Consider the following 22,899-nt stretch of genomic DNA (forward strand, 5'->3'; position numbering starts at 1 on the left):
GGCATTCCGTGGGATGGCGGGGTGGGTCCGGTTGCGGGGGACGCCGTGAATCCGTCCATGGAGGCTCGGTCGCCGCATCCTTGCGGCTTACGCCCCCGCAACCGGCCCCACCCCGCCTTCGACATATTTTCGGGATCTGTCGGAATGGCTCTTGGGGTCAGATCCGTTTTCCTGCGGAAAACGGATCTGACCCCAGATTGATTTCGATATCGGACAGAGATTCATCCACGCATGGCGTGGATCTGACAGACACCGGGAATCCGCCATCCCACGGAATGCCCGCATTTGACGTCGACGTTGACTCCGCAGGTGCAGGGCTGCAAGCCCTGCCGAAAAACCCTTAGCGCACCTGTTCCTGCTTGCGCACGATCGCCATCGCGATCTCCAGCGACTGCTCGTAGTTCAGCCGCGGATCGACCGTGGAACGATACGCGCGCTCAAGATCACGCTCGGTGAGCTCGCGCGCGCCACCGGTGCATTCGGTCACGTCCTCGCCGGTCAGCTCCAGGTGCACGCCGCCCAGGCGCGTACCTGCCGCGGCGTGCAGATCGAACGACAACTCCACCTCGCGGCGCACGTTGTCAAAGCGGCGCGTCTTGAACCCATTGGCGGTGCTCTCGGTGTTGCCGTGCATGGCATCGCACACCCACAGCACGCGGCGGCCGTCGCGCTTGACCGCTTCCAGCAGCGACGGCAGCTTTTCGGCTATCTGCGTCGCGCCCATGCGGTGAATGAAGGTCAGGCGCCCGGGCTCGTCGTCCGGATTGAGTACATCGATCAGGCGCAGCAGCTGGTCCGGCGAAACCGACGGCCCAACCTTGATCGCGATCGGATTGCGCACGCCCCGCAGGTACTCCACGTGCGCGCCGTCGAGCGCAGCCGTGCGCATGCCGATCCAGGGATAGTGCGTGCTCAGGTTCAACCAGCCCTGCTGGCGCGGCACCTGCCGGGTCAGCGCCTGCTCGTAGGGCAGCAGCAGGGCTTCGTGCGATGTGTAGAAGTCGATGCGGTTGAGGTTGTGCACCCGGGCACCGGCCAGGGTTTCCATGAAGTGCACGGCATCGCCGATCGATGCCACCATCTTCTGGTACTCGGCGGCGAGCGGCGAATGCCGCACCCAGTCCAGGTTCCAGTACTCGGGGTGGTGCAGGTCGGCGAAGCCGCCATCGATCAGCGCCCGCACGAAGTTCATCGTCATCGCCGAATGCGCGTGGGCCTGCAGCATCCGCTTCGGGTCGGGCAGGCGCGCGGCTTCGGTGAAGGCCGGCGCATTGATCACATCGCCCCGGTAGCTGGGCAGCGTCACCCCATCACGGGTCTCGGTATCAGCCGAGCGTGGCTTGGCGTACTGGCCGGCGAAGCGGCCGACGCGGATCACCGGCTGGCGCAGGCCATGCACCAGTACCAGGCTCATCTGCAGCAGCACCTTCAGCCGATTGGAGATGGTGCCGGACTCACAGTCGCTGAAGTTCTCGGCGCAATCGCCGCCCTGCAGCAGGAAGCGCTTGCCCTCCTGCGCCTCCGCCAGCTGCTGCTTCAGCGCCAGGATCTCCCACGAGGTCACCAGAGGGGGTAGCCGCTTCAGCTCATGCAGGGCAGCATCCAGCGCCACCGGGTCGGGATAGGTCGGCATCTGCAGTGCGGTCTTGCCGCGCCAGCTCTCCGGCGACCAGGCAGCACCCGCAGCGGTTGCGGCAGGAACGGGAACCGGTGAAACGGCGGACAGGCTCATTGCAGACTTCCGGGGTGGGGGACGGTCATGGTCGCAGAGCCGGCCGCCGCCGCAAAGGGCCAGCCCTTCCGGCCCGATGCCTGAACGCCAGGGAAAGCACGCGCCGAGCAGCCACAGACCGCATGGTCGGCGGCGCCGCCAGAGGCGCATGATCTGTTACGGAGTAACACTCACCGTCATGGACCGGCCCCCTCCACGCCCCAGGCCCTGCTCTCTCCCATGAAGCCCTCACGCCTCGCTACCAGCATCACCTTCGCCCTGGCCCTGGCCAGCACGCCCCCCCTTGCCGCGGCCGCGGATGACGCCGGGCCCGCAGTGAAAAACCTGGATGCGGTCACCGTCAGCGCCCACCTCGACCAGGCCCGCAACGCGCTGTCGCCGGACATCGGCAGCAGCCAGTACCAGATCACCGCAGAGGACATCCAGAAGCAGCCGCTCGGCGCCTCCGCCGCACTCAGCCAGGTGCTGCTGCAGGCCCCGGGCGTGGTCCAGGATTCCTACGGCGGTGTCCATGTGCGTGGTGATCACGCCAACCTGCAGTACCGCATCAACGGCGTGCTGCTGCCCGAATCGATCTCCGGCTTCGGCCAGACCCTGGATGCGCGCACCATCAGGAGCATCCGGCTGATGGATGGCGCACTGCCGGCGCAGTTCGGCGAACGCACCGCCGCAGTGGTGGACATCACCACCCGCAGTGGCGCCGAACTGGGCAACGGCGGCAGCGCCGGACTGACTGCCGGGTCGTTCGGCAAGGTCAATCCCAACGCCTCCTGGTGGGGCAACCAGGGACGCTGGAGCTGGTTCCTGACCGGCAACTACGACCAGAACGAGGTCGGCCTGGAGAACCCGACCAACTCGCGCCGGCCGCTGCACGACGACACCCACCAGGGCAAGGCGTTCGCCGACCTCACCTATCTGCTGGACGAGAACACGCGCGTGAGCGTGTTCGCCGGCGTTGCCAACAACCGCTTCCAGATTCCGGTGAACCCGGGCCAGACACCGCAGTTCGGCTACCTCGATACCTCCACGTTCGACTCCAGCCAGCTGGATGAGACCCAGCGCGAGACCACGCGCTTCGGCATGCTGGTGCTGCAGGGGACGCTGGGCGCCAGCGCGTACCAGCTGTCGGCCGGCCAACGCTACAGCGATGTCGGGTTCAATCCCGATGTCGCGGGCGATCTGGTGTTCAGCGGTGTTGCTTCACAGGTCCAGCGCAGCAACCGCGCCAACACCGTGCAGGCCGACATTTCCACCCCGCTGGGCAGCGATCACACGCTGCGCTATGGCCTGTACGGCAATCATGAGACCGCGCGGGCCCACAGCAGCAGTTGGGTGTTCCCGGTTGACGACGCCGGCCAGCAGGCCAGCACCACGCCCCTGCTGATTCCCGACCGCAGTGCTTTCCACGCCAGCACGCTGGCGCTCTACGTGCAGGACGAGTGGAAGATCGGAGACAACTGGACGGTCAACTATGGTCTGCGCGGCGACCGCTACACGGCCTTCGGGCGGACCGAAGGCCAGCTCAGCCCGCGCCTGGGCGTGGTCTGGAATGCCGGCGACAGCACCACCCTGCACGCAGGCTATGCGCGCTACTTCACACCACCGGCCAGCGAGCTGATCGCCTCCGACGACATCGCGCTGTACGACGGCACCAGCAACCAGCAGCCCAGTGATGGCAACGCCACGCCACTGGCCGAGCGCAGTGACTACTACGACCTCGGCATCTCGCAGCAGATCGGCGAGCACCTGACACTCGGCGTGGATGCGTATGACCGGCGTGTCGCCCGCCTGCAGGATGAAGGCCAGTTCGGCGCCGCCTACCTCTATTCAACGTTCAACTATCGTCGCGGCCACATCCGCGGCCTGGAGTTCAGCGCCGACTATAGCGACGGACCGTTCAGCGCTTACTTCAACGCTGCATACAACAAGGCGATCGGCACCCAGGTGATCACCGGCCAGTACAACCTCGACCCGGACGCCCTGGCCTACGTGGCCGACCATTGGATCCACCTGGACCACGACCAGAAGCTGACCTCGTCGGGCGGTGTCAGCTATGCCTTCGCCGGACACAACCGGATCGGTGCCAACTACGTGTTCGGCAGTGGCCTGCGCTCGGACACCGAAAGCGTACCCAATGGGGGCGAGCTGCCGTCCTACCTGCAGGTGAACCTCAGTGCTGGCCACGATTTCAACCCCGACAGCGGCCATCCGCTGCATGCACAGCTGGCGTTGGTCAACGCGCTGGATCGCAGCTATCAGCTGCGCGATGGCGGCGGCGTAGGCGTGTTCGCCCCCCAGTGGGGGCCGCGACGCGGCGCCTATCTCAGCCTGCAACAGGATTTCTGATCGATGTCGCTGCCCCCGGCAGAGCCGAGCCCATGCCCGGCTCTGCTGGGGCGCGTCAGTTACTCAGCGCCTGACCCTGCGCAGCGGCACCAGCAGTGCCCACAGCCCCAGCAGCACGAACCACACGCCCGACCACATCGGCATGGTCAGTCCGAGGAAGGTCCAGTCGATGTTGCCGCAGTTGCCGGTACCGGTCAGCACCGTGCGGAACACCTCGAACGGGCCCATGGTCTCGCGCAGGAAGCTCAGCGGCGGACCACAGGTGGCACCCATTTCCGGCGGCAGCATCTGCACGTAGACATGGCGCGCGGCGATGCCGACGCCGACGGCTGCCGCAATGAAGGCAAGGATGCCGTACGTCACCCGTCCCGGCCGGTTCGACGGGCCGTGCAGTGCGCCCAGCAGGAACAGCAGGCCGAGCGCGGCAAAGGCCAGCCGCTGGAAGATACACAGCGGGCACGGCTCCAGCCCCATCTTCAGCTGCAGGAAAATCGCATAGCCCAGCAGGCCCACGCAGATCAGGAAGCCCAGCAGGAACTGGGCGCGGAAGGGCCAGCGCAGAGGATTCATCGTGAATGCTCGAATGGATCAGGCGCCAAGCGTAACCGACCGCGCCTGCCATTCGAACCGCTGCCGGTGACGCTCGTCGGAACGGTGCGGGCCACTTCCCTTCGCAGGTAGCGCCGGGCCATGCCCGGCGAGTGCAGCGGAAACGTAAACGCCGGGCATCGCCCGGCGCTACCAGAACGCAAAAGCCCGGCAGATGCCGGGCTTTCACTGTGTCGCGTTGGAGCGGTCCGATTACTCGGCCACTTCCTCGGCCACGGCCGGACGGTCGACCAGCTCGACGTAGGCCATCGGAGCATTGTCGCCGGCGCGGAAGCCGCACTTCAGCAGACGCAGGTAGCCGCCCGGACGGTTCGCGTAGCGCGGGCCCAGGATGGTGAACAGGTTGCCCACGGCTTCGTTGTCACGCAGGCGGGCAAAGGCCAGACGGCGGTTGGCAACGGAATCGACCTTGGCCAGGGTGATCAGCGGCTCGGCGACGCGGCGCAGTTCCTTGGCCTTCGGCAGGGTGGTCTTGATCAGCTCGTGCTTGAACAGCGAGGCGGCCATGTTCTTGAACATCGCTTCGCGATGGGCGCTGGTACGGCTGAACTTACGGCCAGACTTCTGGTGACGCATGGTGATGTTCCTTGATTAATGATGTGGCTGTGTGGATCGTTGTCGCCATCCTGGCGTTGCTGCACGGACTGCGGATGGTCCTGGCCGCCCGTCCTGGACGACCTGCCCGCGAACCTGCGGTTCGTCATGGCATCTTGCGGTGAAGGCTCCACCGCTGACGGTGGAGCCTCCGGGTACAGCAGGAGGCTTTATCAGCCCAGCATGCCGTGGCTGGCGACGCCGGCCGGCGGCCAGTTCTCCAGCTTCATGCCAAGCGACAGGCCACGCTGGGCCAGCACTTCCTTGATCTCGGTGAGCGACTTCTTGCCCAGGTTCGGGGTCTTCAGCAGCTCCACTTCGGTCTTCTGGATCAGATCGCCGATGTAGTAGATGCTTTCAGCCTTCAGGCAGTTGGCCGAACGCACGGTCAGCTCCAGATCGTCGATCGGGCGCAGCAGCACCGGATCCACGCCGTTGTTGGCCGGCTTGGCCGCACCGCGGTCGCGGTGGGTGAAGTCACCGAACACCGACAGCTGGTCGCTGAGGATGTCGGCGGCGGTGCGCACGGCTTCCTCGGCATCGATGGTGCCGTTGGTCTCGATATCGATGACCAGCTTGTCCAGGTCGGTACGCTGTTCGACGCGGGCCGCTTCCACGGCATAGGCGACGCGGCGGACCGGCGAGAACGAGGCATCCAGGACCAGGCGGCCGATGGCACGGGTTTCTTCGTCCGGACGACGACGCGCAGCAGCCGGCTGGTAGCCGAAACCACGCTCGATCTTCAGACGCATGTTCACTGCCGTATCCTTGGTCAGGTGGCAGATCACATGGTCGCCGTTCAGGATCTCCACATTGTGGTCGACCTTGATATCGGCAGCGGTGACAACGCCCGGGCCCTGCTTGGACAGGGACAGGGTGGCGCTGTCGCCGGAGTGCATACGGATGGCCACGTCCTTCAGGTTCAGCAGGACTTCGAGCACGTCCTCCTGCAGACCTTCGACCGTGGTGTACTCATGCAACACGCCGTCGATTTCGACTTCCGTGATGGCGAAGCCCGGGATGGACGACAGCAGCACGCGACGCAGGGCGTTGCCCAGCGTATGCCCGTAACCCCGCTCCAAAGGTTCGATAACGACCTTTGCACGGGTGTCGGTAAGGCGTTCGATCTGCGGACCGCGAGGACGCAGAACCTGGTTGGCGGTAACCGTCATGTTGCGGGTTCTCCTAGTGAACCCCCGGCCGTCGCCGGGGGCTCTCCAATGTGAATTACTTCGAATACAGCTCGACGATCAGCGCTTCGTTGATGTCCGCAGGCAGATCCGAACGATCCGGAACCGCCTTGAAGATGCCGGTGAACTTGCCGGAATCCACTTCAACCCACGACGGGCTCAGGTCATGCTGTGCGGCGACGGTCAGGGCTTCCTGGACGCGCAGCTGCTTGGCAGCCTTCTCGGACAGCGCGATGGCATCGCCAGCCTTGACCTGGTACGAAGCCAGGTTGACCGACTTGCCATTCACGGTGACGCCGCGGTGCGACACCAGCTGGCGGGCAGCCGGACGGGTCACGGCGAAGCCCATGCGGTAGACGACGTTGTCCAGGCGGGTTTCCAGCAGCTGCAGCAGGTTCTCGCCGGTGTTGCCCTTCTTGGTCGAGGCCTTCTTGTAGTAGTTGCGGAACTGACGCTCCAGCAGGCCGTAGATACGCTTGACCTTCTGCTTTTCACGCAGCTGGGTGGCGTAGTCGGACAGCTTGCCCTTGCGGGCAGTGGCGCCGTGCTGGCCGGGCTTCTGCTCCAGCTTGCACTTGGAGTCCAGCGCACGCGCCGGGCTCTTCAGGGACAGGTCGGCGCCTTCGCGGCGGGCGAGCTTACAGGTAGGACCGATATAACGAGCCATTTCTTATCGCTCCCTTTAGACGCGACGCTTCTTCGGCGGACGGCACCCGTTGTGCGGGATGGGCGTCACGTCGATGATGTTGGTGATCTTGTAGCCGACGTTGTTCAACGAACGCACGGCCGACTCACGGCCCGGACCCGGGCCCTTGATGCGGACTTCCAGCGACTTCACGCCGTAGTCCAGCGCAGCACGACCGGCCTTCTCGGCAGCCACCTGGGCAGCGAACGGGGTCGACTTGCGCGAACCGCGGAAGCCAGCGCCACCGGAGGTCGCCCACGACAGAGCATTGCCCTGGCGGTCGGTGATGGTGACGATGGTGTTGTTGAACGAAGCGTGGACGTGGGCAACGCCGTCAGTGACGACGCGCTTGATCTTCTTCTTGGTCTTAGCAGCGGGCTTAGCCATTTCTCAGTCCCTTACTTCTTGATCGCCTTGCGCGGACCCTTGCGGGTGCGGGCGTTGGTACGGGTGCGCTGGCCACGCAGCGGGAGGCCACGACGGTGACGCAGGCCGCGGTAGCAGCCCAGGTCCATCAGGCGCTTGATCGCGATGCCGATCTCACGGCGCAGATCGCCTTCCACGATGTACTTGCCGACTTCGGCGCGCAGGCGCTCGATTTCCGGCTCCGACAGATCGCGGATCTTGGTGGTCGAAGCGACGCCTGCGACTTCGCAGACCTTCTTCGAACGGGTACGGCCGATGCCGTAAATGCTTTGCAACCCGACCCAGACATGCTTCTGGGCTGGCAGGTTGACGCCTGCAATACGCGCCATGACGCGGTTCTCCAGCTGAGTGATGGCCGACAGCGCGCCTCGGGCACGCCAATCCGGCAGGATGGATCAAAAAAGTGAACTAGCGATACTAACAAGGTTCCGGTTTACATGGAAGCCCGTGAAACCAGAGGTTTCATGAACCCGGCCTGGGGAGTGTGCCCAGGCTCCGGCGCCGGATGGGGTTGATCCCGGGAGGTCTCCCGGGGCCGCCCGCGCTACTCCTGCGCGGGACCACCTCATCACACCCCCACCCGGAACCGCTGCGGGGGCCGCCCTTCGTTTGTGTGGCCGGAGTCCGCGAAGCGGAGGGACCATCACGTCAGGAAGACGAAAGTATAACAGGCGAATCAGCCGCGGGCAAAACCGCCGCGGTTGCCACCCTTCAGGTTGGCCTTCTTCAGCAGGCTCTCGTACTGGTGGGACATCAGGTGCGCCTGCACCTGGGCGATGAAGTCCATCACCACCACCACCACGATCAGCAGCGAGGTACCGCCAAAGTAGAACGAGGCGTTCAGCTGCGTGCGCATCAGTTCCGGCAGCAGGCAGACGATCACCAGGTAGGCCGAGCCGGCTGCGGTCAGGCGGGTCAGCACGCCGTCGATGTAGTCGGCGGTGGCCTTGCCCGGACGGATGCCCGGAATCAGCGCGCCCGACTTCTTCAGGTTGTCGGCGGTTTCCTGCGAGTTGAACACCAGCGCGGTATAGAAGAACGCGAAACCGGTGATCAGCGCAGCGAACACGATCATGTGCAGCGGCTCGCCCGGACCCAGCGCGTTGGCGACCTTCTGCAGGACCTGGCCGAAGCTGCTCTGGTTGGCCGCCTGGCCGGACCACATGGCCAGGGTGGCCGGGAACGCCAGCAGGCTCGAGGCGAAGATCGCCGGGATGACGCCGGCCATGTTGAGCTTCAGCGGCAGGAACGAGGTCTGGTTCATGTACGCATTGCGACCGCCCTGGCGGCGCGCGTAATTGACCGTGATCCGGCGCTGGCCGCGCTCGACGAACACCACGAAGAAGGTGAAGGCGAGTACGACGATGGCGATCAGCAGCAGCTGGATAAACTGGATGTTGCCGTCGCGGTAGGCATCGAAGGTATGGATGACCGCGCCCGGCAGGCCCGCCACGATACCGGCGAAGATGATCAGCGACACGCCGTTGCCGATGCCGCGCTCGGTGACCTGCTCACCGACCCACATCAGGAACATGGTGCCGGCGGTCAGTGCGACCACGGCAGTGAGCACAAAGCCCATGCCCGGCGCGTACACGACCGGAGCGCCCGACGGCGAGACCTGGCCCTGCAGGGCCAGAGCGATCGAACCGCCCTGCACGACTGCCAGCAGCACGGCGCCGATGCGCGAATACTGGGTGATCTTGCGGCGACCGGACTCACCTTCCTTCTGCATCGCCTTCAGGGCGGGGAAGATGTGCACGGCCAGCTGCATCACGATCGATGCCGAGATGTACGGCATCACGTTCAGCGCGAAGATGCTGAAACGGTGCAGGGCGCCGCCCGAGAACATGTTGAACATGTCCACGATGCCGCCGCCCTGCTGTTGCATCATGGCAAGCATGGCATCGGGATTGACGCCCGGCACCGGCACGTAGCAGCCGATGCGATAGACGATCAAAGCCCCGACGACGAACAGCAAACGTTGGCGAAGTTCAGTGAACTTGCCCATTCCGCCCGCGAGGTTACCGATGCCAGCTTGCGCCATGATTTTCTTACTCCGTTACGCTGCCGCCGGCAGCTTCGATCGCAGCCTTGGCACCGGCCGTGGCAGCAACACCCTTCAGGGTGAACGCCTTGGTCACTTCGCCCTTGACGACGACCTTGGCCTTCTTGGCAGTGCTCGGGACCAGCTTGGCGGCACGCAGGGCGGCGAAGTCGATCTCGCCGGCCGGCAGCTTGTCCAGCTGGTACAGCAGCACTTCAGCGGTGTCCTTGGCGATCGGCGAACGGAAGCCGATCTTCGGCAGACGACGCTGCATGGGGGTCTGGCCGCCTTCGAAGCCGGCCTTGATCTTGCCGCCACCCTTGCGGGCGAACGAACCCTTGTGGCCGCGGCCGGCAGTCTTGCCCAGGCCCGAGCCGATACCGCGACCGACGCGGGTGCGCTCGGTACGGGCGCCCGGTGCCGGGCTCAGTTCATTGAGACGCAGAGTCATGATCGATTACTCCTCAACCTTGACGAGGTAGTGAACGGTATTGATCAGGCCGCGAACCTGCGGGCTGTCCTTCAGTTCACGCACATCGTTGAGCTTGTTCAGACCCAGGGCACGCACCGACAGGCGGTGACGCGACTGAGCACCACGCAGGCCGCGCACCAGGCGCACCTTCACAGTCTTGTTGGACTCATTAGCCATGGTTGAGTTCCTCCACCTTCTTGCCGCGCTTGGCCGCGATGCGGGCCGGCGACTGCGCTGCAGACAGGCCCTTCACGGTGGCACGCACCAGGTTGATCGGGTTGCGCGAACCGGTGGCCTTGGCCAGCACGTTCTTCACGCCAACCGCTTCCAGGACGGCGCGCATGGCACCGCCGGCGATGACGCCGGTACCTTCCGAAGCCGGCTGCATGAACACGCGGGCTGCGCCATGACCATCCTTGATGGTGTGCCACAGGGTGCCGTTGTTCAGGTCAACGCTGACCAGGTTCTTGCGGGCCTGTTCCATCGACTTCTGGATGGCGACCGGCACTTCGCGGGCCTTGCCATAACCGAAACCGACCTTGCCTTCGCCGTCGCCGACCACGGTCAGGGCGGTGAAGGTGAACTGGCGACCACCCTTGACGGTCTTGCTGACGCGGTTGACCGCGACCAGCTTTTCGATCATGCCGTCGTCGATCTTCTCTTCGCGGTTACGGTCGCGATCGCGACCCCGCTGCTGACGCTCTTCTGCCATGTTGATTCCTTGGTTGTTGGGTATGTACGGCTCAGGGCCGCTTATGGTTGTGGAATGACGCGTCGTTCCGGTGGGCCACTACAGAAGAATGGCGCCGTCCAGCCTCGCTCAGGCTGGCGAGCAGGCGGACCGGGGGCCATCGGCCCCCTGCCCAGATCCCTTAGAACTGCAGGCCGGCTTCGCGGGCAGCCTCTGCCAGGGCCTTGATACGGCCGTGGTAACGGTAACCCGAACGATCGAAGGCAACCTTCTCGACGCCGGCGGCCTTGGCACGCTCAGCGACGATGCGGCCAACCTTGGCGGCGGCATCGACATTCTTGCCGCTCTTCAGGCCTTCCTTGACGTCGGTCTGGGTGGTGTTGGCGGCAGCCAGCACCTTGGAACCGTCGGCGGTGAAGACCTGGGCATACAGGTGCTGGCCGGTGCGCAGCACCGACAGGCGGGCGACGCCGAGCTCACGGATGTGGGCGCGGGTCGACTTGGCGCGACGCAGGCGGGCGATGTTCTTGTTCATGATGTTTTTCCTATGAAAGCGGAAGCGCCTATTAGGCCTTCTTGGCTTCCTTACGGATGATGACTTCGTCGGAGTACTTCACGCCCTTGCCCTTGTACGGCTCCGGCTTGCGGAACGCACGGATCTTGGCGGCAACTTCACCGACGGCCTGCTTGTCCGCGCCCTGGACCAGGATCTCGGTCTGGGTCGGGGTGGACAGCGTGATGCCTTCCGGCGCCACGAACACGACCGGGTGCGAGAAGCCCAGCGACAGGCTCAGGTCCTTGCCCTGCATGGCAGCGCGGTAACCCACGCCGACCAGCTCCAGCTTGCGCTCGAAGCCTTCGGACACGCCCTTGACCATGTTGGCCAGGATCGCACGCACGGTACCGGTCAGTGCGACCAGTTCGACGTTCTCGGTGCTCAGGGTGGCAACGCCGTTATCGACGTTGATGGCAATACCGGCCGGCTTGGCCAGCGACAGGGTGCCCTTCGGGCCCTTGGCGGTGACGCTTTCCGACTGGACGTTCAGTTCAACCTTACCCAGGTCGATCGGCTTCTTGGCTACGCGGGACATAGTTCTACTCCTTTCGCCTTAGGCCACGAAGCACAGGACTTCGCCGCCGACGCCCAGCTGGCGCGCCTGCGCATCAGTCATGATGCCCTTGGAGGTGGAAATGATGGAGATGCCCAGGCCGTTCATGACCTTCGGCAGCTCGCTCTTGCCGCGGTACTGGCGCAGGCCCGAACGCGAGAAGCGCTTCAGGGTCGCGATGACCGGCTTGCCTTCGAAATACTTCAGCACGATTTCCAGCTCGGCCTTGTTGTTCTCCAGCTGGGTAACGCGCAGGTCGGTGATGTAACCCTCGTCCTTCAGGACCTGGGCGATCGCAACCTTGATCTTGGACGACGGGGCTTTCACCGTCTGCTTGCCAACCGCGGCCGCATTCTTGATGCGGACCAGCAGGTCGGCGATGGGATCAGTCATGCTCATATGAGTACCTTTGAGTGCACCGATATCCGCTTTCGCGAAAATCTGTTGTCTCCTGGAAACGGGCCAGGTCCCTTGATGCAGCGGACCTGTGGCCCGCCCTACAACCCCGTCTGCACAGGGCAAGACGCGGGAGTATACGCCAAAAGAGCCCGACTTGCGTCGGGCTCTTCGGGTTTTTTGCGAAAGGGAGGCTGAATGCCTCCCCTCCCCGGTTCAGGCCCCCCCGGAGGGGCGCCTGATCGCAGGACCGGCTGGGATTACCAGCTGGCCTTGCGCAGACCCGGGACGTCGCCACGCATGGTGGCTTCACGCAGCTTGTTGCGGCCCAGGCCGAACTTGCTGTAGACGCCACGCGGACGGCCGGACAGTTCGCAGCGGTTGCGCTGGCGGCTCGGCGACGAATCGCGCGGCAGCTTGGCCAGCTTGGCAGCAGCTTCGATCTTCTCGTCGTAGCTCGCGTCCACCGAGGACACGATCTTCTTCAGAGCAGCACGCTTCTCAGCGTACTTCTTGGCCAGCTTTTCCCGCTTGATGTCGCGGTTGACCATGGAGGTCTTTGCCATTTCGGTTTCCTCGACGGATCAGTTACGGAACGGGAACTTGAACGCTGCCAGCAGCGCCTTCGCTTCCGCGTCGGTCTTCGCAGTGGTGGTGATGGCGATATCCATACCGCGGATCGCGTCGACAGCGTCGAAGTCGATTTCCGGGAAGATGATCTGTTCCTTCACACCCATGTTGAAGTTGCCGCGACCGTCGAAGGAACGACCAGAGACACCACGGAAGTCGCGCACGCGCGGCAGCGAGATGTTGATCAGGCGATCCAGGAACTCGTACATCTTGTGGCGACGCAGCGTGGTCTTGCAGCCGATCGGCCAACCATCACGGATCTTGAACGACGCAACCGAAATACGCGACTTGGTGACAACCGGCTTCTGGCCGGAAATCTTGGTCATGTCGCCGACGGCGTTTTCCAGGATCTTCTTGTTGGTGGCCGCTTCGCCGACACCCATGTTCAGGGTGACCTTGACGAGCTTCGGCACTTCCATCGGATTGGTGTAGCCGAACTGCTTCATCAGCGCCGGCACCACTTCGTCCTTGTAGAACTTTTCGAGACGGGAAGTCATCTTCTCATTCCTCAGGCGTCGAGCGCCTCACCGCTGGAGCGGAACACACGCAGTTTGCGTCCATCCTCCAGCACCTTGAAGCCAACGCGTTCGCCCTTGCCCGAAGCCGGGTTCAGCACATTCACGTTGGAGATATGGATCGAAGCTTCACGCTCGACCACGCCGCCGGCAACGCCTGCCTGCGGGTTCGGCTTGGTGTGGCGCTTGACGATGTTCACGTTGGCGACGACCACACGGTCGCCGTCGACGCGGACGACTTCGCCCTGCTTGCCCTTGTCCTTGCCGGTGTTGACGACGACCTGGTCGCCCTTCTTGATACGGTTAGCCATGATTATCTCCTGTCGCTCACAGCACTTCGGGAGCGAGCGAGACGATCTTCATGAACTTCTCCGAACGAAGTTCACGGGTCACCGGCCCGAAGATACGGGTACCGATCGGCTCCTGCTTGTTGTTCAGCAGGACGGCAGCGTTGCCGTCGAAGCGGATCAGCGAGCCGTCGGCGCGACGCACACCCTTGCGGGTACGCACCACGACGGCGTCATACACTTCACCCTTCTTGACCTTGCCGCGCGGAATCGCATCCTTCACGGTGACCTTGATGATGTCGCCGATGCCGGCGTAACGGCGCTTGGAACCACCCAGCACCTTGAAGCACATCACCTGCTTGGCACCCGAATTGTCCGCGACGTCAAGGTAGCTCTGCATCTGGATCATGATTCAGACTCCTTATTCAGCCGCACGCGTGATGACTTCCACCACGCGCCAGTTCTTGGTCTTGGACATCGGAGCAATCTCGGTCACGCGGACGACATCGCCTTCCTTGCAGGCGTTGTCGGCATCGTGGGCGTGCAGCTTCGTCGAGCGCTTGATGTACTTGCCGTACAGTGCGTGCTTGACCTGACGCTCAACCAGGACGGTAACCGTCTTGTCCATCTTGTTGCTGACGACACGGCCTTCGACCGTGCGCAGCGTCTTGTTTTCAGTATTGTCGCTCATAGCGGCCATCCTTACTTCGTGCTGCCGAGCAGGGTCTTGACGCGAGCAATCTCGCGACGGACCCGGCGGATGTCGTGGGTCTTCGGCAGCTGGCCGGTGACCTGCTGCATACGGACAGAGAACTGTTCCTTACGCAGGTCGATCAGGTGGGCCTTGAGTTCGTCAGCCGACTTTTCACGGAGAGTTTTGATATCCATCAGCGCACCGTACGGGTCACGAAAGTGGTGGTGACCGAGAGCTTGGCGGCGGCCAGGCGGAACGCCTCGCGAGCCACTTCCTCGGAAACACCCTCGATTTCATAGATCATGCGGCCGGGCTGGATCTGGGCCACCCAGTATTCCACGTTACCCTTACCCGAACCCATTCGAACTTCGATGGGCTTCTTGGTGATGGGCTTGTCGGGGAACACGCGGATCCACATCTTGCCGCCGCGCTTGACGTAGCGGCTGATCGAGCGGCGAGCCGCTTCGATCTGACGCGCGGTCAGCTGACCGTGTGCGGTTGCCTTCAGGCCGTATTCGCCGAAGCTGACAGCGTTGGCGCTCCAGCTCAGGCCTTCGTTACGGCCCTTGTGTACCTTGCGGTACTTGGTTCGCTTGGGTTGCAACATTGTCGTTACCTCGCTTCACGGGCCGGGCGCTGACGGTCACCACGGTCGCCGCGATCGTGACGATCGTTGCGCGACGGGGTGTCGTCCTGCTTTTCCTGGCCAACCTGGGAGAAATCGAAGACCTCGCCCTTGTAGATCCAGACCTTGATGCCGATGATGCCGTAGGTCGTCTTGGCTTCAGCGAAGCCATAGTCGATGTCGGCACGCAGGGTGTGCAGCGGCACGCGGCCTTCGCGGTACCACTCCGAACGGGCGATTTCAGCACCGTTGAGGCGGCCACCCACGTTGACCTTGATGCCCAGGGCACCCAGGCGCATCGCGTTGCCCACCGAGCGCTTCATTGCGCGGCGGAACATGATGCGACGCTCCAGCTGCTGGGCGATCGACTCGGCAACGAGCTGCGCGTCCAGTTCCGGCTTGCGCACTTCGGTGACGTTGATGTGCGCCGGAACGCCCATCATCTCGCTCACTTCCTTGCGCAGCTTCTCGATGTCCTCACCACGCTTGCCGATCACCACGCCCGGACGGGCGGTGTGGATCGTCACGCGCGCGGTCTTGGCCGGACGCTCGATCAGGATCTTGCTGATGCCGGCCTGAGCCAGCTTCTTGCGCAGCATTTCGCGAACTTTCAGGTCGGCTGCCAGGTAACCAGCGAACTCGGCCTTGTTGGCGTACCACTTGGAGTTCCAGTCCTTGGAAATACCGAGACGGATACCAATCGGATGAACTTTATGACCCATGGTCTTTTCCTTATCCGCTTACTTGCCGGCGCCCACAACCACAGTGATGTGGCTGGTGCGCTTGAGGATGCGGGTACCGCGGCCTTTCGCCCGCGCCATGAAACGCTTCAGGGTCGGACCTTCATCAACCATGATGGTCTGAACCTTCAGCTCGTCGACGTCGGCGCCCTGGTTGTTCTCAGCGTTGGCAATAGCCGACTCCACCACCTTCTTGATCAGGTGGGCAGCCTTCTTGTCCGAGAACTTCAGCAGATTGACCGCACGTTCGGCCGGCAGACCGCGCACCTGGTCAGCGACCAGGCGAGCCTTCTGCGGGGAGATGCGCGCAGTGCGCAGGATGGCTTTCGCTTCCATTGTCATCTCTCCTTACTTGCCCGACTTCTTGTCACCACCGTGACCCTTGAAGGTCCGGGTGATGGCAAATTCGCCGAGCTTGTGGCCGACCATGTTCTCGTTGACGAGAACCGGGATGTGGTTCTTGCCGTTATGCACGGCAATGGTGATGCCTACCATGTCAGGCAGGATCATCGAACGGCGCGACCAGGTCTTGATCGGCTTCTTGCTGCCCGCAGCGGCCTCCACCTTCTTGACGAGGTGGTGATCGACGAACGGGCCCTTCTTGAGTGAACGTGCCATGGTCGATTAGCCCCTACGATCGCGGACGATGAACTGCTGAGTGCGCTTGTTATGGCGCGTCTTGTAACCCTTGGTCGGGACACCCCACGGGGTGACCGGATGCGGGTTACCCTGGCCGGCCTTGGCCTCACCACCACCGTGCGGGTGGTCAACCGGGTTCATGGCAGCACCACGAACGGTCGGGCGGACGCCGCGCCAGCGCTTGGCACCGGCCTTGCCCAGCTTTTCCAGGCTGTGCTCGTCGTTGCCGACTTCGCCGATGGTGGCGCAGCACTCGACCGGAACCTTACGCATTTCACCCGAGCGCAGACGCAGGGTGGCGTAGACGCCTTCACGGGCGACCAGCTGCACGGCAGCACCTGCAGCGCGGGCGATCTGAGCGCCCTTGCCCGGCTTCAGCTCGATGCAGTGGATGGTGGTACCGACCGGGATGTTGCGCAGCGGCAGGGTGTTGCCCGCCTTGATCGGGGCATCCGAACCAGCGATCACCTGATCACCGGCCTTCAGACCCTTCGGGGCGATGATGTAGCGACGCTCGCCGTCGACGTAGCACAGCAGGGCGATATGGGCGGTGCGGTTCGGATCGTATTCGATGCGTTCCACGCGCGCCGGGATGCCCAGCTTGTTGCGCTTGAAGTCGATGATGCGGTAGTGCTGCTTGTGGCCACCACCGACGTGACGGGTGGTGATGCGGCCGTGGTGGTTACGACCACCCGAGCGGCTCTGCGACTCGACCAGCGCAGCGTGCGGAGCACCCTTGTGCAGGTCGGGCGTAACCACGCGCACGGCCGAACGGCGGCCGGGGGAAGTGGGCTTGAATTTCATCAATGGCATGGGATGTACCTCAGGCCTTGGCCGTTACATCGATCGACTGGCCATCGGCCAGGCGAACGTACGCCTTGCGCCAATCGCCGCGGCGGCCAGCACGGTTACGGAAGGACTTGTTCTTGCCCTTGACGTTGACCACGTTGACGGCTTCGACCTTGACGTCGAACAGCTGCTCAACCGCGGCCTTTACATCGGCCTTGGTGGCTTCGTTCGAAACTTCGAAGACATACTGGTTGGAGAGTTCCTGCAGGCGCGCGGTCTTTTCGGAGACACGCGGGGCACGCAGCACGCTGAAGATTTTTTCGTTGCTGTTCATGCCAGCCACTCCTCGACCTTCTTGACCGCGTCAGCGGTGATGACGACCGTGTCGGCACCGACCAGCGATACCGGGTCCAGGCCCTGCACGTCACGCACCTGCACGTACGGCAGATTGCGGGCGGACAGGTACAGGTGCTCGGAGGCTTCCTCGGTGACGATCAGCGGGCGCTTGCCCACTTCCAGGCCGGCCAGCTTGGCGATCAGACCCTTCGTGCTGGTCGCTTCGACATCGAAGGCCTCCACGATGGTCAGACGGCCCTGACGGTTCAGCTCGGACAGGATCGCGCACATGGCGGCACGGTACTGCTTACGATTGACCTTCTGCTCGAAGCTGCGCGGCTTGGCCGCGAAGGTGACACCGCCGCCGACGAAGATCGGAGCCGTCAGTGCGCCATGACGCGCGCCGCCGCCCTTCTGCTTCTTCGACTTCTTGGTGGTACCAGCCACTTCGGAGCGAGTCTTCTGTGCCTTGGTGCCGGCGCGACCGGCGTTGCGGTAAGCAACGACGACCTGGTGGACCAGATCTTCGCTGAAATCGCGACCGAACACGGCGTCGGAGACCGAGACCTTGTTGTTGCTACCCGTGATAACGAGTTCCATCGTCATCTCTCCTTATGCCTTGCTCGCCGGACGGACGATCACATCGCCACCCGCCGCGCCAGGAACGGCGCCGCGAACCGCAATCAGACCGCGCTCGACGTCGACCTTGACCACTTCCAGGTTCTGGGTGCTCTGCTGCACCGCGCCCATGTGGCCCGACATCTTCTTGCCCGGGAAAACGCGACCCGGGGTCTGGCGCTGACCCAGCGAACCCGGCGCGCGATGCGACAGCGAGTTACCGTGGGTTGCATCGCCCATACGGAAGTTGTGGCGCTTGATGGTGCCCTGGAAACCCTTACCCTTGGTGACACCCTGGACGTCGACGATCTGGCCGACTTCGAAGATGTCCGCCTTGACTTCGCCGCCGACGGCGAAATCGCCGAGCTGCGCGTCTTCAACGCGGAATTCCCACAGGCCACGACCCGCTTCCACCTTCGCCTTGGCGAAGTGGCCGGCTTCAGGCTTGTTGACCAGGGCAGCGCGACGCGCGCCGACGGTCACCTGCACGGCGCTGTAGCCGTCGGTTTCGACGGTCTTGATCTGCGCGATGCGGTTCGGGGTGGCTTCGATCAGGGTCACCGGGATGGAACGACCATCTTCGGTGAACACGCGGCTCATGCCGGCCTTGCGGCCCACGAAGCCCAACGAATACTTCTTCGTCATGGTCGTAGTCCTCAGGTCAGCTTGATCTGAACGTCGACGCCGGCAGCCAGTTCGAGCTTCATCAGCGCGTCCACGGTCTTGTCATTCGGGTCAACGATATCGAGCACGCGCTTGTGCGTGCGGGTCTCGTACTGGTCACGCGCGTCCTTGTCGACGTGCGGGGAAACGAGAACGGTGTAACGCTCGATCTTGGTCGGCAGCGGGATCGGGCCACGCACTTGCGCGCCGGTCCGCTTTGCCGTTTCAACGATCTCGCTGGCCGAACGGTCGATCAGACGATGATCGAACGCTTTCAGCCGGATCCGGATCTTTTGGTCCGCCATGGCGGTAGGTTCCTTCGTTAAAAGAGCGACAGACAAAGCCTCTGGGTTGCTTTGCCCCATGAAATTCCTGCATACGGACGGCCCGCACTCCTGCAGGCCGACAAGGTCAATCCGTAGACCTCAAAAACGTAGGCAGACCAGTTTCCCGGCCTGCCCAGACGTAGAAGCATAATGGCACGCCAGGCAGCTGTCAACAGTCTCCTGTTGACGCCGCCTGAATGGCCTTGACCCTTCCTGGTCCGGGGAACACAAGGCACATCCTGTGCCTGCTTTCCCATTTTGATACGCCCCGATGCCCTACCCAGGCAACATCGGGGCGCAGAGTCTAACAGATTACTTGATGATCTTCGAGACCACGCCGGCGCCGACGGTGCGGCCACCTTCGCGGATGGCGAAGCGCAGGCCTTCGTCCATCGCGACCGGGTTGATCAGGGTCACGGTCATCTTGACGTTGTCACCCGGCATCACCATTTCCACGCCTTCCGGCAGCTTGGCAGCGCCGGTGATGTCGGTGGTGCGGAAGTAGAACTGCGGGCGGTAGCCGTTGAAGAACGGGGTGTGACGGCCGCCCTCGTCCTTCGACAGCACGTACACTTCGCCTTCGAACTCGGTGTGCGGGGTGATCGAACCCGGCTTGGCCAGAACCTGGCCGCGCTCGACGTCGTCACGCTTGGTGCCGCGCAGCAGCAGACCGGCGTTGTCGCCTGCCTGGCCCTGGTCCAGCAGCTTGCGGAACATTTCCACGCCGGTCACGGTGGTCTTCTGGGTCGGACGGATACCGACGATTTCGATTTCGTCACCGACCTTGATCACGCCGCGCTCGATACGACCGGTCACCACGGTGCCGCGGCCCGAGATCGAGAACACGTCTTCCACCGGCATCAGGAACGGCTTGTCGATCGCACGCTCCGGCTCCGGAATCCAGGTGTCCAGCGCGTCGACCAGCTTCAGGATCGCCGGCACGCCGATCTCGCTCTGGTCGCCTTCCAGCGCCAGGCGGGCCGAACCCGAGATGATCGGGGTGTCGTCGCCCGGGAACTCGTACTTGCTCAGCAGTTCGCGCACTTCCATTTCGACCAGCTCGAGCAGCTCGGCGTCGTCGACCATGTCAGCCTTGTTCAGGAACACCACGATGTACGGCACGCCGACCTGACGCGACAGCAGGATGTGCTCGCGGGTCTGCGGCATCGGGCCGTCAGCGGCCGAGCACACCAGGATCGCGCCGTCCATCTGGGCGGCACCGGTGATCATGTTCTTGACGTAGTCAGCGTGGCCCGGGCAGTCAACGTGGGCGTAGTGACGGGTCGGGGATTCGTATTCGACGTGCGCGGTCGAGATCGTGATGCCACGAGCCTTTTCTTCCGGTGCGGCGTCGATGGCGTCATACGCCTTGAACTCGCCACCGAAGCGCTCGGCGCCGATCTTGGTCAGCGCGGCGGTCAGCGTGGTCTTGCCGTGGTCGACGTGACCGATGGTGCCGACGTTGACGTGCGGCTTGGTGCGCTCGAACTTACCCTTTGCCATTGTTATATACCTTGATTGTTCGTAAGTGGTTTCAAGAGAGGCTGAGCGAGGCTCAGCCCTTCTTCATGACGGCTTCGGCGATGTTGGTCGGAGCCGGCTCGTAGTGATCGAATTCCATGGTGAAGGTGGCGCGGCCCTGGGTCTGCGAACGCAGCGCAGTGGCGTAGCCGAACATTTCACCCAGCGGGATCATCGCGTTGATGATGCTGGCCGAACCGTCACCGGTGGTGTCGGAACCCTGCAGCACGCCGCGACGACGGCTGACGTCGCCCATCACGTCACCCTGGTAATCCTCCGGGGTCACGATCTCGACCTTCATGATCGGCTCCAGCAGCACCGGCTTGGCCTTGGCGAAGCCCTGCTTGAAGGCCATCGACGAAGCCAGCTTGAACGCCATTTCCGAGGAGTCGACGTCGTGGTACGAACCGAACACCAGCTTCACCTTGACATCCACGACCGGGAAGCCAGCCAGCGGGCCGCTGGTGATGGTTTCGCGCAGGCCCTTCTCGACCGACGGAATGAATTCCTTCGGGATCACGCCGCCGGTGATGTCGTTGATGAACAGGAAGTCGTCCTTGATGGCCGGAGCCAGCTTCGGATCGGCACGGTCTTCAGCGGTGATCGGCGACAGCTCGATCACGACGTGACCGTACTGACCCTTACCACCGGACTGCTTGGCGTGCTTGTAGTCCGACTTGACGTCGGCCAGGGTGATCGTTTCGCGGTAGGCCACCTGCGGCGCACCGACGTTGGCTTCAACGTTGAACTCGCGCTTCAGGCGGTCGACGATGATGTCCAGGTGCAGCTCGCCCATGCCGGAGATGATGGTCTGGCCGGATTCTTCGTCGGTCTTGACGCGGAACGACGGATCTTCCTGCGCCAGACGACCCAGGGCCAGACCCATCTTTTCCTGGTCCGACTTGGTCTTCGGCTCGACGGCCATCGAGATCACCGGCTCCGGGAACGTCATGCGCTCCAGGATGATCGGGGCGTCCACGGCGCACAGGGTGTCACCGGTGGTGGTGTCCTTCAGGCCCACGGCCGCAGCGATGTCACCCGCCAGAACTTCCTTGATTTCCTCGCGGTTGTTCGAGTGCATCTGCAGGATGCGGCCGATGCGCTCCTTCTTGCCCTTCACCGAGTTCAGCACGGTGTCACCACCGTTCAGCGTGCCCGAGTAGACGCGGAAGAAGGTCAGCGCGCCGACGAACGGGTCGGTGATGATCTTGAAGGCCAGCGACGAGAACGGCGCCTTGTCGTCCGACTTGCGGGTCATCTCGACGGTATCGTCGTCGACGTCCACGCCCTTCACGTCCGGCACATCGACCGGCGACGGCAGCAGCTGGATCACGCCGTCCAGCATGGCCTGCACGCCCTTGTTCTTGAACGCCGAGCCGCAGTACATCGGCACGATCTCGGTGGCCAGGGTGCGGGTACGCAGCGCGTTGATGATTTCAGCCTCGGCCAGCTCTTCGCCGCCCAGGTACTTCTCCATCAGCTCTTCGCTGGCTTCGGCAGCGGTCTCGACCATGAACTGGCGTGCTTCTTCAGCAGCCGCCTGCAGTTCAGCCGGGATGTCGCTGTACTCGAACTTCATGCCCTGCGAGGCTTCATCCCAGTGGATGGCTTTCATCTTCAGCAGGTCGACGACGCCCTTGAAGTTGTCTTCAGCGCCGATCGGCAGCTGCATCGGCACGGCAACCGCGCCCAGCTTGGCCTTCAGCTGGCCGACGACCTTCTGGAAGTTGGCACCGGTACGGTCCATCTTGTTGACGAACGCGATGCGCGGCACGTGGTACTTGTTGGCCTGGCGCCACACGGTTTCCGACTGCGGCTGCACGCCACCGACGGCACACAGCACGAACACCGCACCGTCGAGCACGCGCAGCGAGCGCTCCACTTCGATGGTGAAGTCGACGTGCCCGGGGGTGTCGATGATGTTGAAGCGATGCTCCGGCAGGGACTTGTCCATGCCCTTCCAGAACGCGGTGGTGGCAGCGGACTGGATCGTGATGCCACGCTCCTGCTCCTGCTCCATCCAGTCCATGGTGGCGGCGCCGTCATGCACTTCACCGATCTTGTGGCTCTTGCCGGTGTAGAACAGGATGCGCTCGGACGTGGTGGTCTTGCCGGCATCGATGTGAGCCATGATGCCGAAGTTACGGTAACGCTCGATGGGAGTGGAACGGGCCACGGGGAGCCTCTCAGATTTCTTGGATTTCGGATGGCCGAACGCCGCC

At 63.5% G+C, this 22,899-nt stretch carries 32 protein-coding genes; 1 reads left to right on the top strand and 31 read right to left on the bottom strand.

The genetic code is table 11. The features are described from left to right. Positions 1-340: 340 nt before the first annotated feature. Positions 341-1,732, bottom strand: a complete 1,392-nt coding sequence (locus tag ACVOMM_RS14935; RefSeq protein WP_180875744.1) for a class II 3-deoxy-7-phosphoheptulonate synthase — start codon at positions 1,730-1,732, stop codon at positions 341-343. A 219-nt stretch (positions 1,733-1,951) separates the two neighbouring features. Here ACVOMM_RS14935 and ACVOMM_RS14940 point away from each other — a divergent pair, with 219 nt between their 5' ends. Beyond that, on the top strand, positions 1,952-4,078 hold the full coding sequence (locus ACVOMM_RS14940; protein ID WP_481526457.1) for a TonB-dependent receptor: 2,127 nt from the start codon (positions 1,952-1,954) through the stop codon (positions 4,076-4,078). Between the two features lie 63 nt (positions 4,079-4,141). Here ACVOMM_RS14940 and ACVOMM_RS14945 read toward each other — a convergent pair whose 3' ends face one another. From ACVOMM_RS14945 to fusA, 30 genes are all read right to left on the bottom strand, one after another. After that, positions 4,142-4,648 (bottom strand): disulfide bond formation protein B, encoded by a 507-nt coding sequence (locus ACVOMM_RS14945; protein WP_053519753.1) that lies wholly within the window; start codon positions 4,646-4,648, stop codon positions 4,142-4,144. Positions 4,649-4,879: 231 nt separating this feature from the next. Then, positions 4,880-5,263, bottom strand: coding sequence for a 50S ribosomal protein L17 (rplQ, locus tag ACVOMM_RS14950; protein ID WP_053519752.1), 384 nt, complete (start codon positions 5,261-5,263; stop codon positions 4,880-4,882). A 191-nt stretch (positions 5,264-5,454) separates the two neighbouring features. Beyond that, positions 5,455-6,453 (bottom strand): DNA-directed RNA polymerase subunit alpha, encoded by a 999-nt coding sequence (locus ACVOMM_RS14955; protein ID WP_004145453.1) that lies wholly within the window; start codon positions 6,451-6,453, stop codon positions 5,455-5,457. Between the two features lie 55 nt (positions 6,454-6,508). Next, complete coding sequence (gene rpsD, locus ACVOMM_RS14960; protein ID WP_004145446.1) at positions 6,509-7,138, bottom strand: 30S ribosomal protein S4; 630 nt, start codon at positions 7,136-7,138, stop codon at positions 6,509-6,511. A 15-nt stretch (positions 7,139-7,153) separates the two neighbouring features. Next, a complete protein-coding gene (rpsK, locus tag ACVOMM_RS14965; RefSeq protein ID WP_004145443.1) occupies positions 7,154-7,543 on the bottom strand; it encodes a 30S ribosomal protein S11 in 390 nt (129 codons plus the stop codon). A gap of 11 nt (positions 7,544-7,554) precedes the next feature. Beyond that, positions 7,555-7,911 (bottom strand): 30S ribosomal protein S13, encoded by a 357-nt coding sequence (gene rpsM, locus ACVOMM_RS14970; protein WP_004154500.1) that lies wholly within the window; start codon positions 7,909-7,911, stop codon positions 7,555-7,557. A 347-nt stretch (positions 7,912-8,258) separates the two neighbouring features. Beyond that, positions 8,259-9,626, bottom strand: a complete 1,368-nt coding sequence (gene secY, locus ACVOMM_RS14975; protein ID WP_005415420.1) for a preprotein translocase subunit SecY — start codon at positions 9,624-9,626, stop codon at positions 8,259-8,261. 7 nt (positions 9,627-9,633) lie between these two features. Beyond that, on the bottom strand, positions 9,634-10,077 hold the full coding sequence (rplO, locus tag ACVOMM_RS14980) for a 50S ribosomal protein L15 (RefSeq protein ID WP_053519751.1): 444 nt from the start codon (positions 10,075-10,077) through the stop codon (positions 9,634-9,636). Between the two features lie 6 nt (positions 10,078-10,083). After that, positions 10,084-10,275 carry a 50S ribosomal protein L30 gene (rpmD, locus tag ACVOMM_RS14985; RefSeq protein WP_004145412.1) on the bottom strand — a complete coding sequence of 64 codons (192 nt, stop codon included), beginning with the start codon at positions 10,273-10,275 and terminating at the stop codon, positions 10,084-10,086. Next, on the bottom strand, positions 10,268-10,810 hold the full coding sequence (gene rpsE / locus ACVOMM_RS14990) for a 30S ribosomal protein S5 (RefSeq protein ID WP_005408213.1): 543 nt from the start codon (positions 10,808-10,810) through the stop codon (positions 10,268-10,270). Before rpsE ends, rpmD begins: the two co-directional genes overlap by 8 nt. Before the next feature lie 160 nt (positions 10,811-10,970). Continuing rightward, complete coding sequence (rplR, locus tag ACVOMM_RS14995; RefSeq protein ID WP_053519749.1) at positions 10,971-11,324, bottom strand: 50S ribosomal protein L18; 354 nt, start codon at positions 11,322-11,324, stop codon at positions 10,971-10,973. 31 nt (positions 11,325-11,355) lie between these two features. Beyond that, positions 11,356-11,880: a 50S ribosomal protein L6 gene (gene rplF, locus ACVOMM_RS15000; protein ID WP_053519748.1), complete on the bottom strand. Its 525-nt coding sequence runs from the start codon at positions 11,878-11,880 to the stop codon at positions 11,356-11,358. Between the two features lie 18 nt (positions 11,881-11,898). Continuing rightward, complete coding sequence (rpsH, locus tag ACVOMM_RS15005) at positions 11,899-12,297, bottom strand: 30S ribosomal protein S8 (protein WP_005415417.1); 399 nt, start codon at positions 12,295-12,297, stop codon at positions 11,899-11,901. A 257-nt stretch (positions 12,298-12,554) separates the two neighbouring features. Further along, complete coding sequence (rpsN, locus tag ACVOMM_RS15010) at positions 12,555-12,860, bottom strand: 30S ribosomal protein S14 (RefSeq protein WP_053519747.1); 306 nt, start codon at positions 12,858-12,860, stop codon at positions 12,555-12,557. Positions 12,861-12,878: 18 nt separating this feature from the next. Beyond that, on the bottom strand, positions 12,879-13,421 hold the full coding sequence (gene rplE, locus ACVOMM_RS15015) for a 50S ribosomal protein L5 (protein ID WP_053519746.1): 543 nt from the start codon (positions 13,419-13,421) through the stop codon (positions 12,879-12,881). 11 nt (positions 13,422-13,432) lie between these two features. Next, a complete protein-coding gene (gene rplX, locus ACVOMM_RS15020) occupies positions 13,433-13,750 on the bottom strand; it encodes a 50S ribosomal protein L24 (RefSeq protein WP_053519745.1) in 318 nt (105 codons plus the stop codon). A gap of 16 nt (positions 13,751-13,766) precedes the next feature. Further along, entirely contained in the window at positions 13,767-14,135 is a 369-nt protein-coding gene (rplN, locus tag ACVOMM_RS15025) for a 50S ribosomal protein L14 (protein WP_010483978.1), read from the bottom strand. Positions 14,136-14,147: 12 nt separating this feature from the next. After that, a complete protein-coding gene (gene rpsQ, locus ACVOMM_RS15030) occupies positions 14,148-14,417 on the bottom strand; it encodes a 30S ribosomal protein S17 (RefSeq protein WP_053519744.1) in 270 nt (89 codons plus the stop codon). A gap of 11 nt (positions 14,418-14,428) precedes the next feature. Beyond that, on the bottom strand, positions 14,429-14,614 hold the full coding sequence (rpmC, locus tag ACVOMM_RS15035; protein ID WP_004154487.1) for a 50S ribosomal protein L29: 186 nt from the start codon (positions 14,612-14,614) through the stop codon (positions 14,429-14,431). Next, positions 14,614-15,027 carry a 50S ribosomal protein L16 gene (gene rplP, locus ACVOMM_RS15040; RefSeq protein ID WP_053519743.1) on the bottom strand — a complete coding sequence of 138 codons (414 nt, stop codon included), beginning with the start codon at positions 15,025-15,027 and terminating at the stop codon, positions 14,614-14,616. The genes rpmC and rplP overlap by 1 nt, the downstream gene beginning before the upstream one ends. A gap of 5 nt (positions 15,028-15,032) precedes the next feature. Next, entirely contained in the window at positions 15,033-15,767 is a 735-nt protein-coding gene (rpsC, locus tag ACVOMM_RS15045; protein WP_004145350.1) for a 30S ribosomal protein S3, read from the bottom strand. Positions 15,768-15,785: 18 nt separating this feature from the next. Beyond that, complete coding sequence (rplV, locus tag ACVOMM_RS15050) at positions 15,786-16,121, bottom strand: 50S ribosomal protein L22 (RefSeq protein ID WP_080375339.1); 336 nt, start codon at positions 16,119-16,121, stop codon at positions 15,786-15,788. 12 nt (positions 16,122-16,133) lie between these two features. Further along, positions 16,134-16,403 carry a 30S ribosomal protein S19 gene (gene rpsS, locus ACVOMM_RS15055; protein WP_005415413.1) on the bottom strand — a complete coding sequence of 90 codons (270 nt, stop codon included), beginning with the start codon at positions 16,401-16,403 and terminating at the stop codon, positions 16,134-16,136. Between the two features lie 6 nt (positions 16,404-16,409). Beyond that, positions 16,410-17,237, bottom strand: a complete 828-nt coding sequence (rplB, locus tag ACVOMM_RS15060) for a 50S ribosomal protein L2 (protein WP_065182869.1) — start codon at positions 17,235-17,237, stop codon at positions 16,410-16,412. Between the two features lie 10 nt (positions 17,238-17,247). Continuing rightward, positions 17,248-17,547 (bottom strand): 50S ribosomal protein L23, encoded by a 300-nt coding sequence (rplW, locus tag ACVOMM_RS15065; RefSeq protein WP_004145338.1) that lies wholly within the window; start codon positions 17,545-17,547, stop codon positions 17,248-17,250. Then, complete coding sequence (gene rplD, locus ACVOMM_RS15070; RefSeq protein ID WP_053519740.1) at positions 17,544-18,149, bottom strand: 50S ribosomal protein L4; 606 nt, start codon at positions 18,147-18,149, stop codon at positions 17,544-17,546. The genes rplW and rplD overlap by 4 nt, the downstream gene beginning before the upstream one ends. 12 nt (positions 18,150-18,161) lie before the next feature. Further along, positions 18,162-18,812: a 50S ribosomal protein L3 gene (rplC, locus tag ACVOMM_RS15075; RefSeq protein WP_004145336.1), complete on the bottom strand. Its 651-nt coding sequence runs from the start codon at positions 18,810-18,812 to the stop codon at positions 18,162-18,164. An 11-nt stretch (positions 18,813-18,823) separates the two neighbouring features. Then, positions 18,824-19,135 carry a 30S ribosomal protein S10 gene (gene rpsJ, locus ACVOMM_RS15080; protein WP_005408208.1) on the bottom strand — a complete coding sequence of 104 codons (312 nt, stop codon included), beginning with the start codon at positions 19,133-19,135 and terminating at the stop codon, positions 18,824-18,826. A gap of 333 nt (positions 19,136-19,468) precedes the next feature. Then, positions 19,469-20,659, bottom strand: a complete 1,191-nt coding sequence (gene tuf, locus ACVOMM_RS15085; protein WP_065176003.1) for an elongation factor Tu — start codon at positions 20,657-20,659, stop codon at positions 19,469-19,471. A gap of 52 nt (positions 20,660-20,711) precedes the next feature. Next, complete coding sequence (gene fusA, locus ACVOMM_RS15090) at positions 20,712-22,853, bottom strand: elongation factor G (protein WP_049470847.1); 2,142 nt, start codon at positions 22,851-22,853, stop codon at positions 20,712-20,714. Between the last annotated feature and the right edge of the window lie 46 nt (positions 22,854-22,899).

The organism is Stenotrophomonas sp. STEN009 (assembly GCF_056760395.1).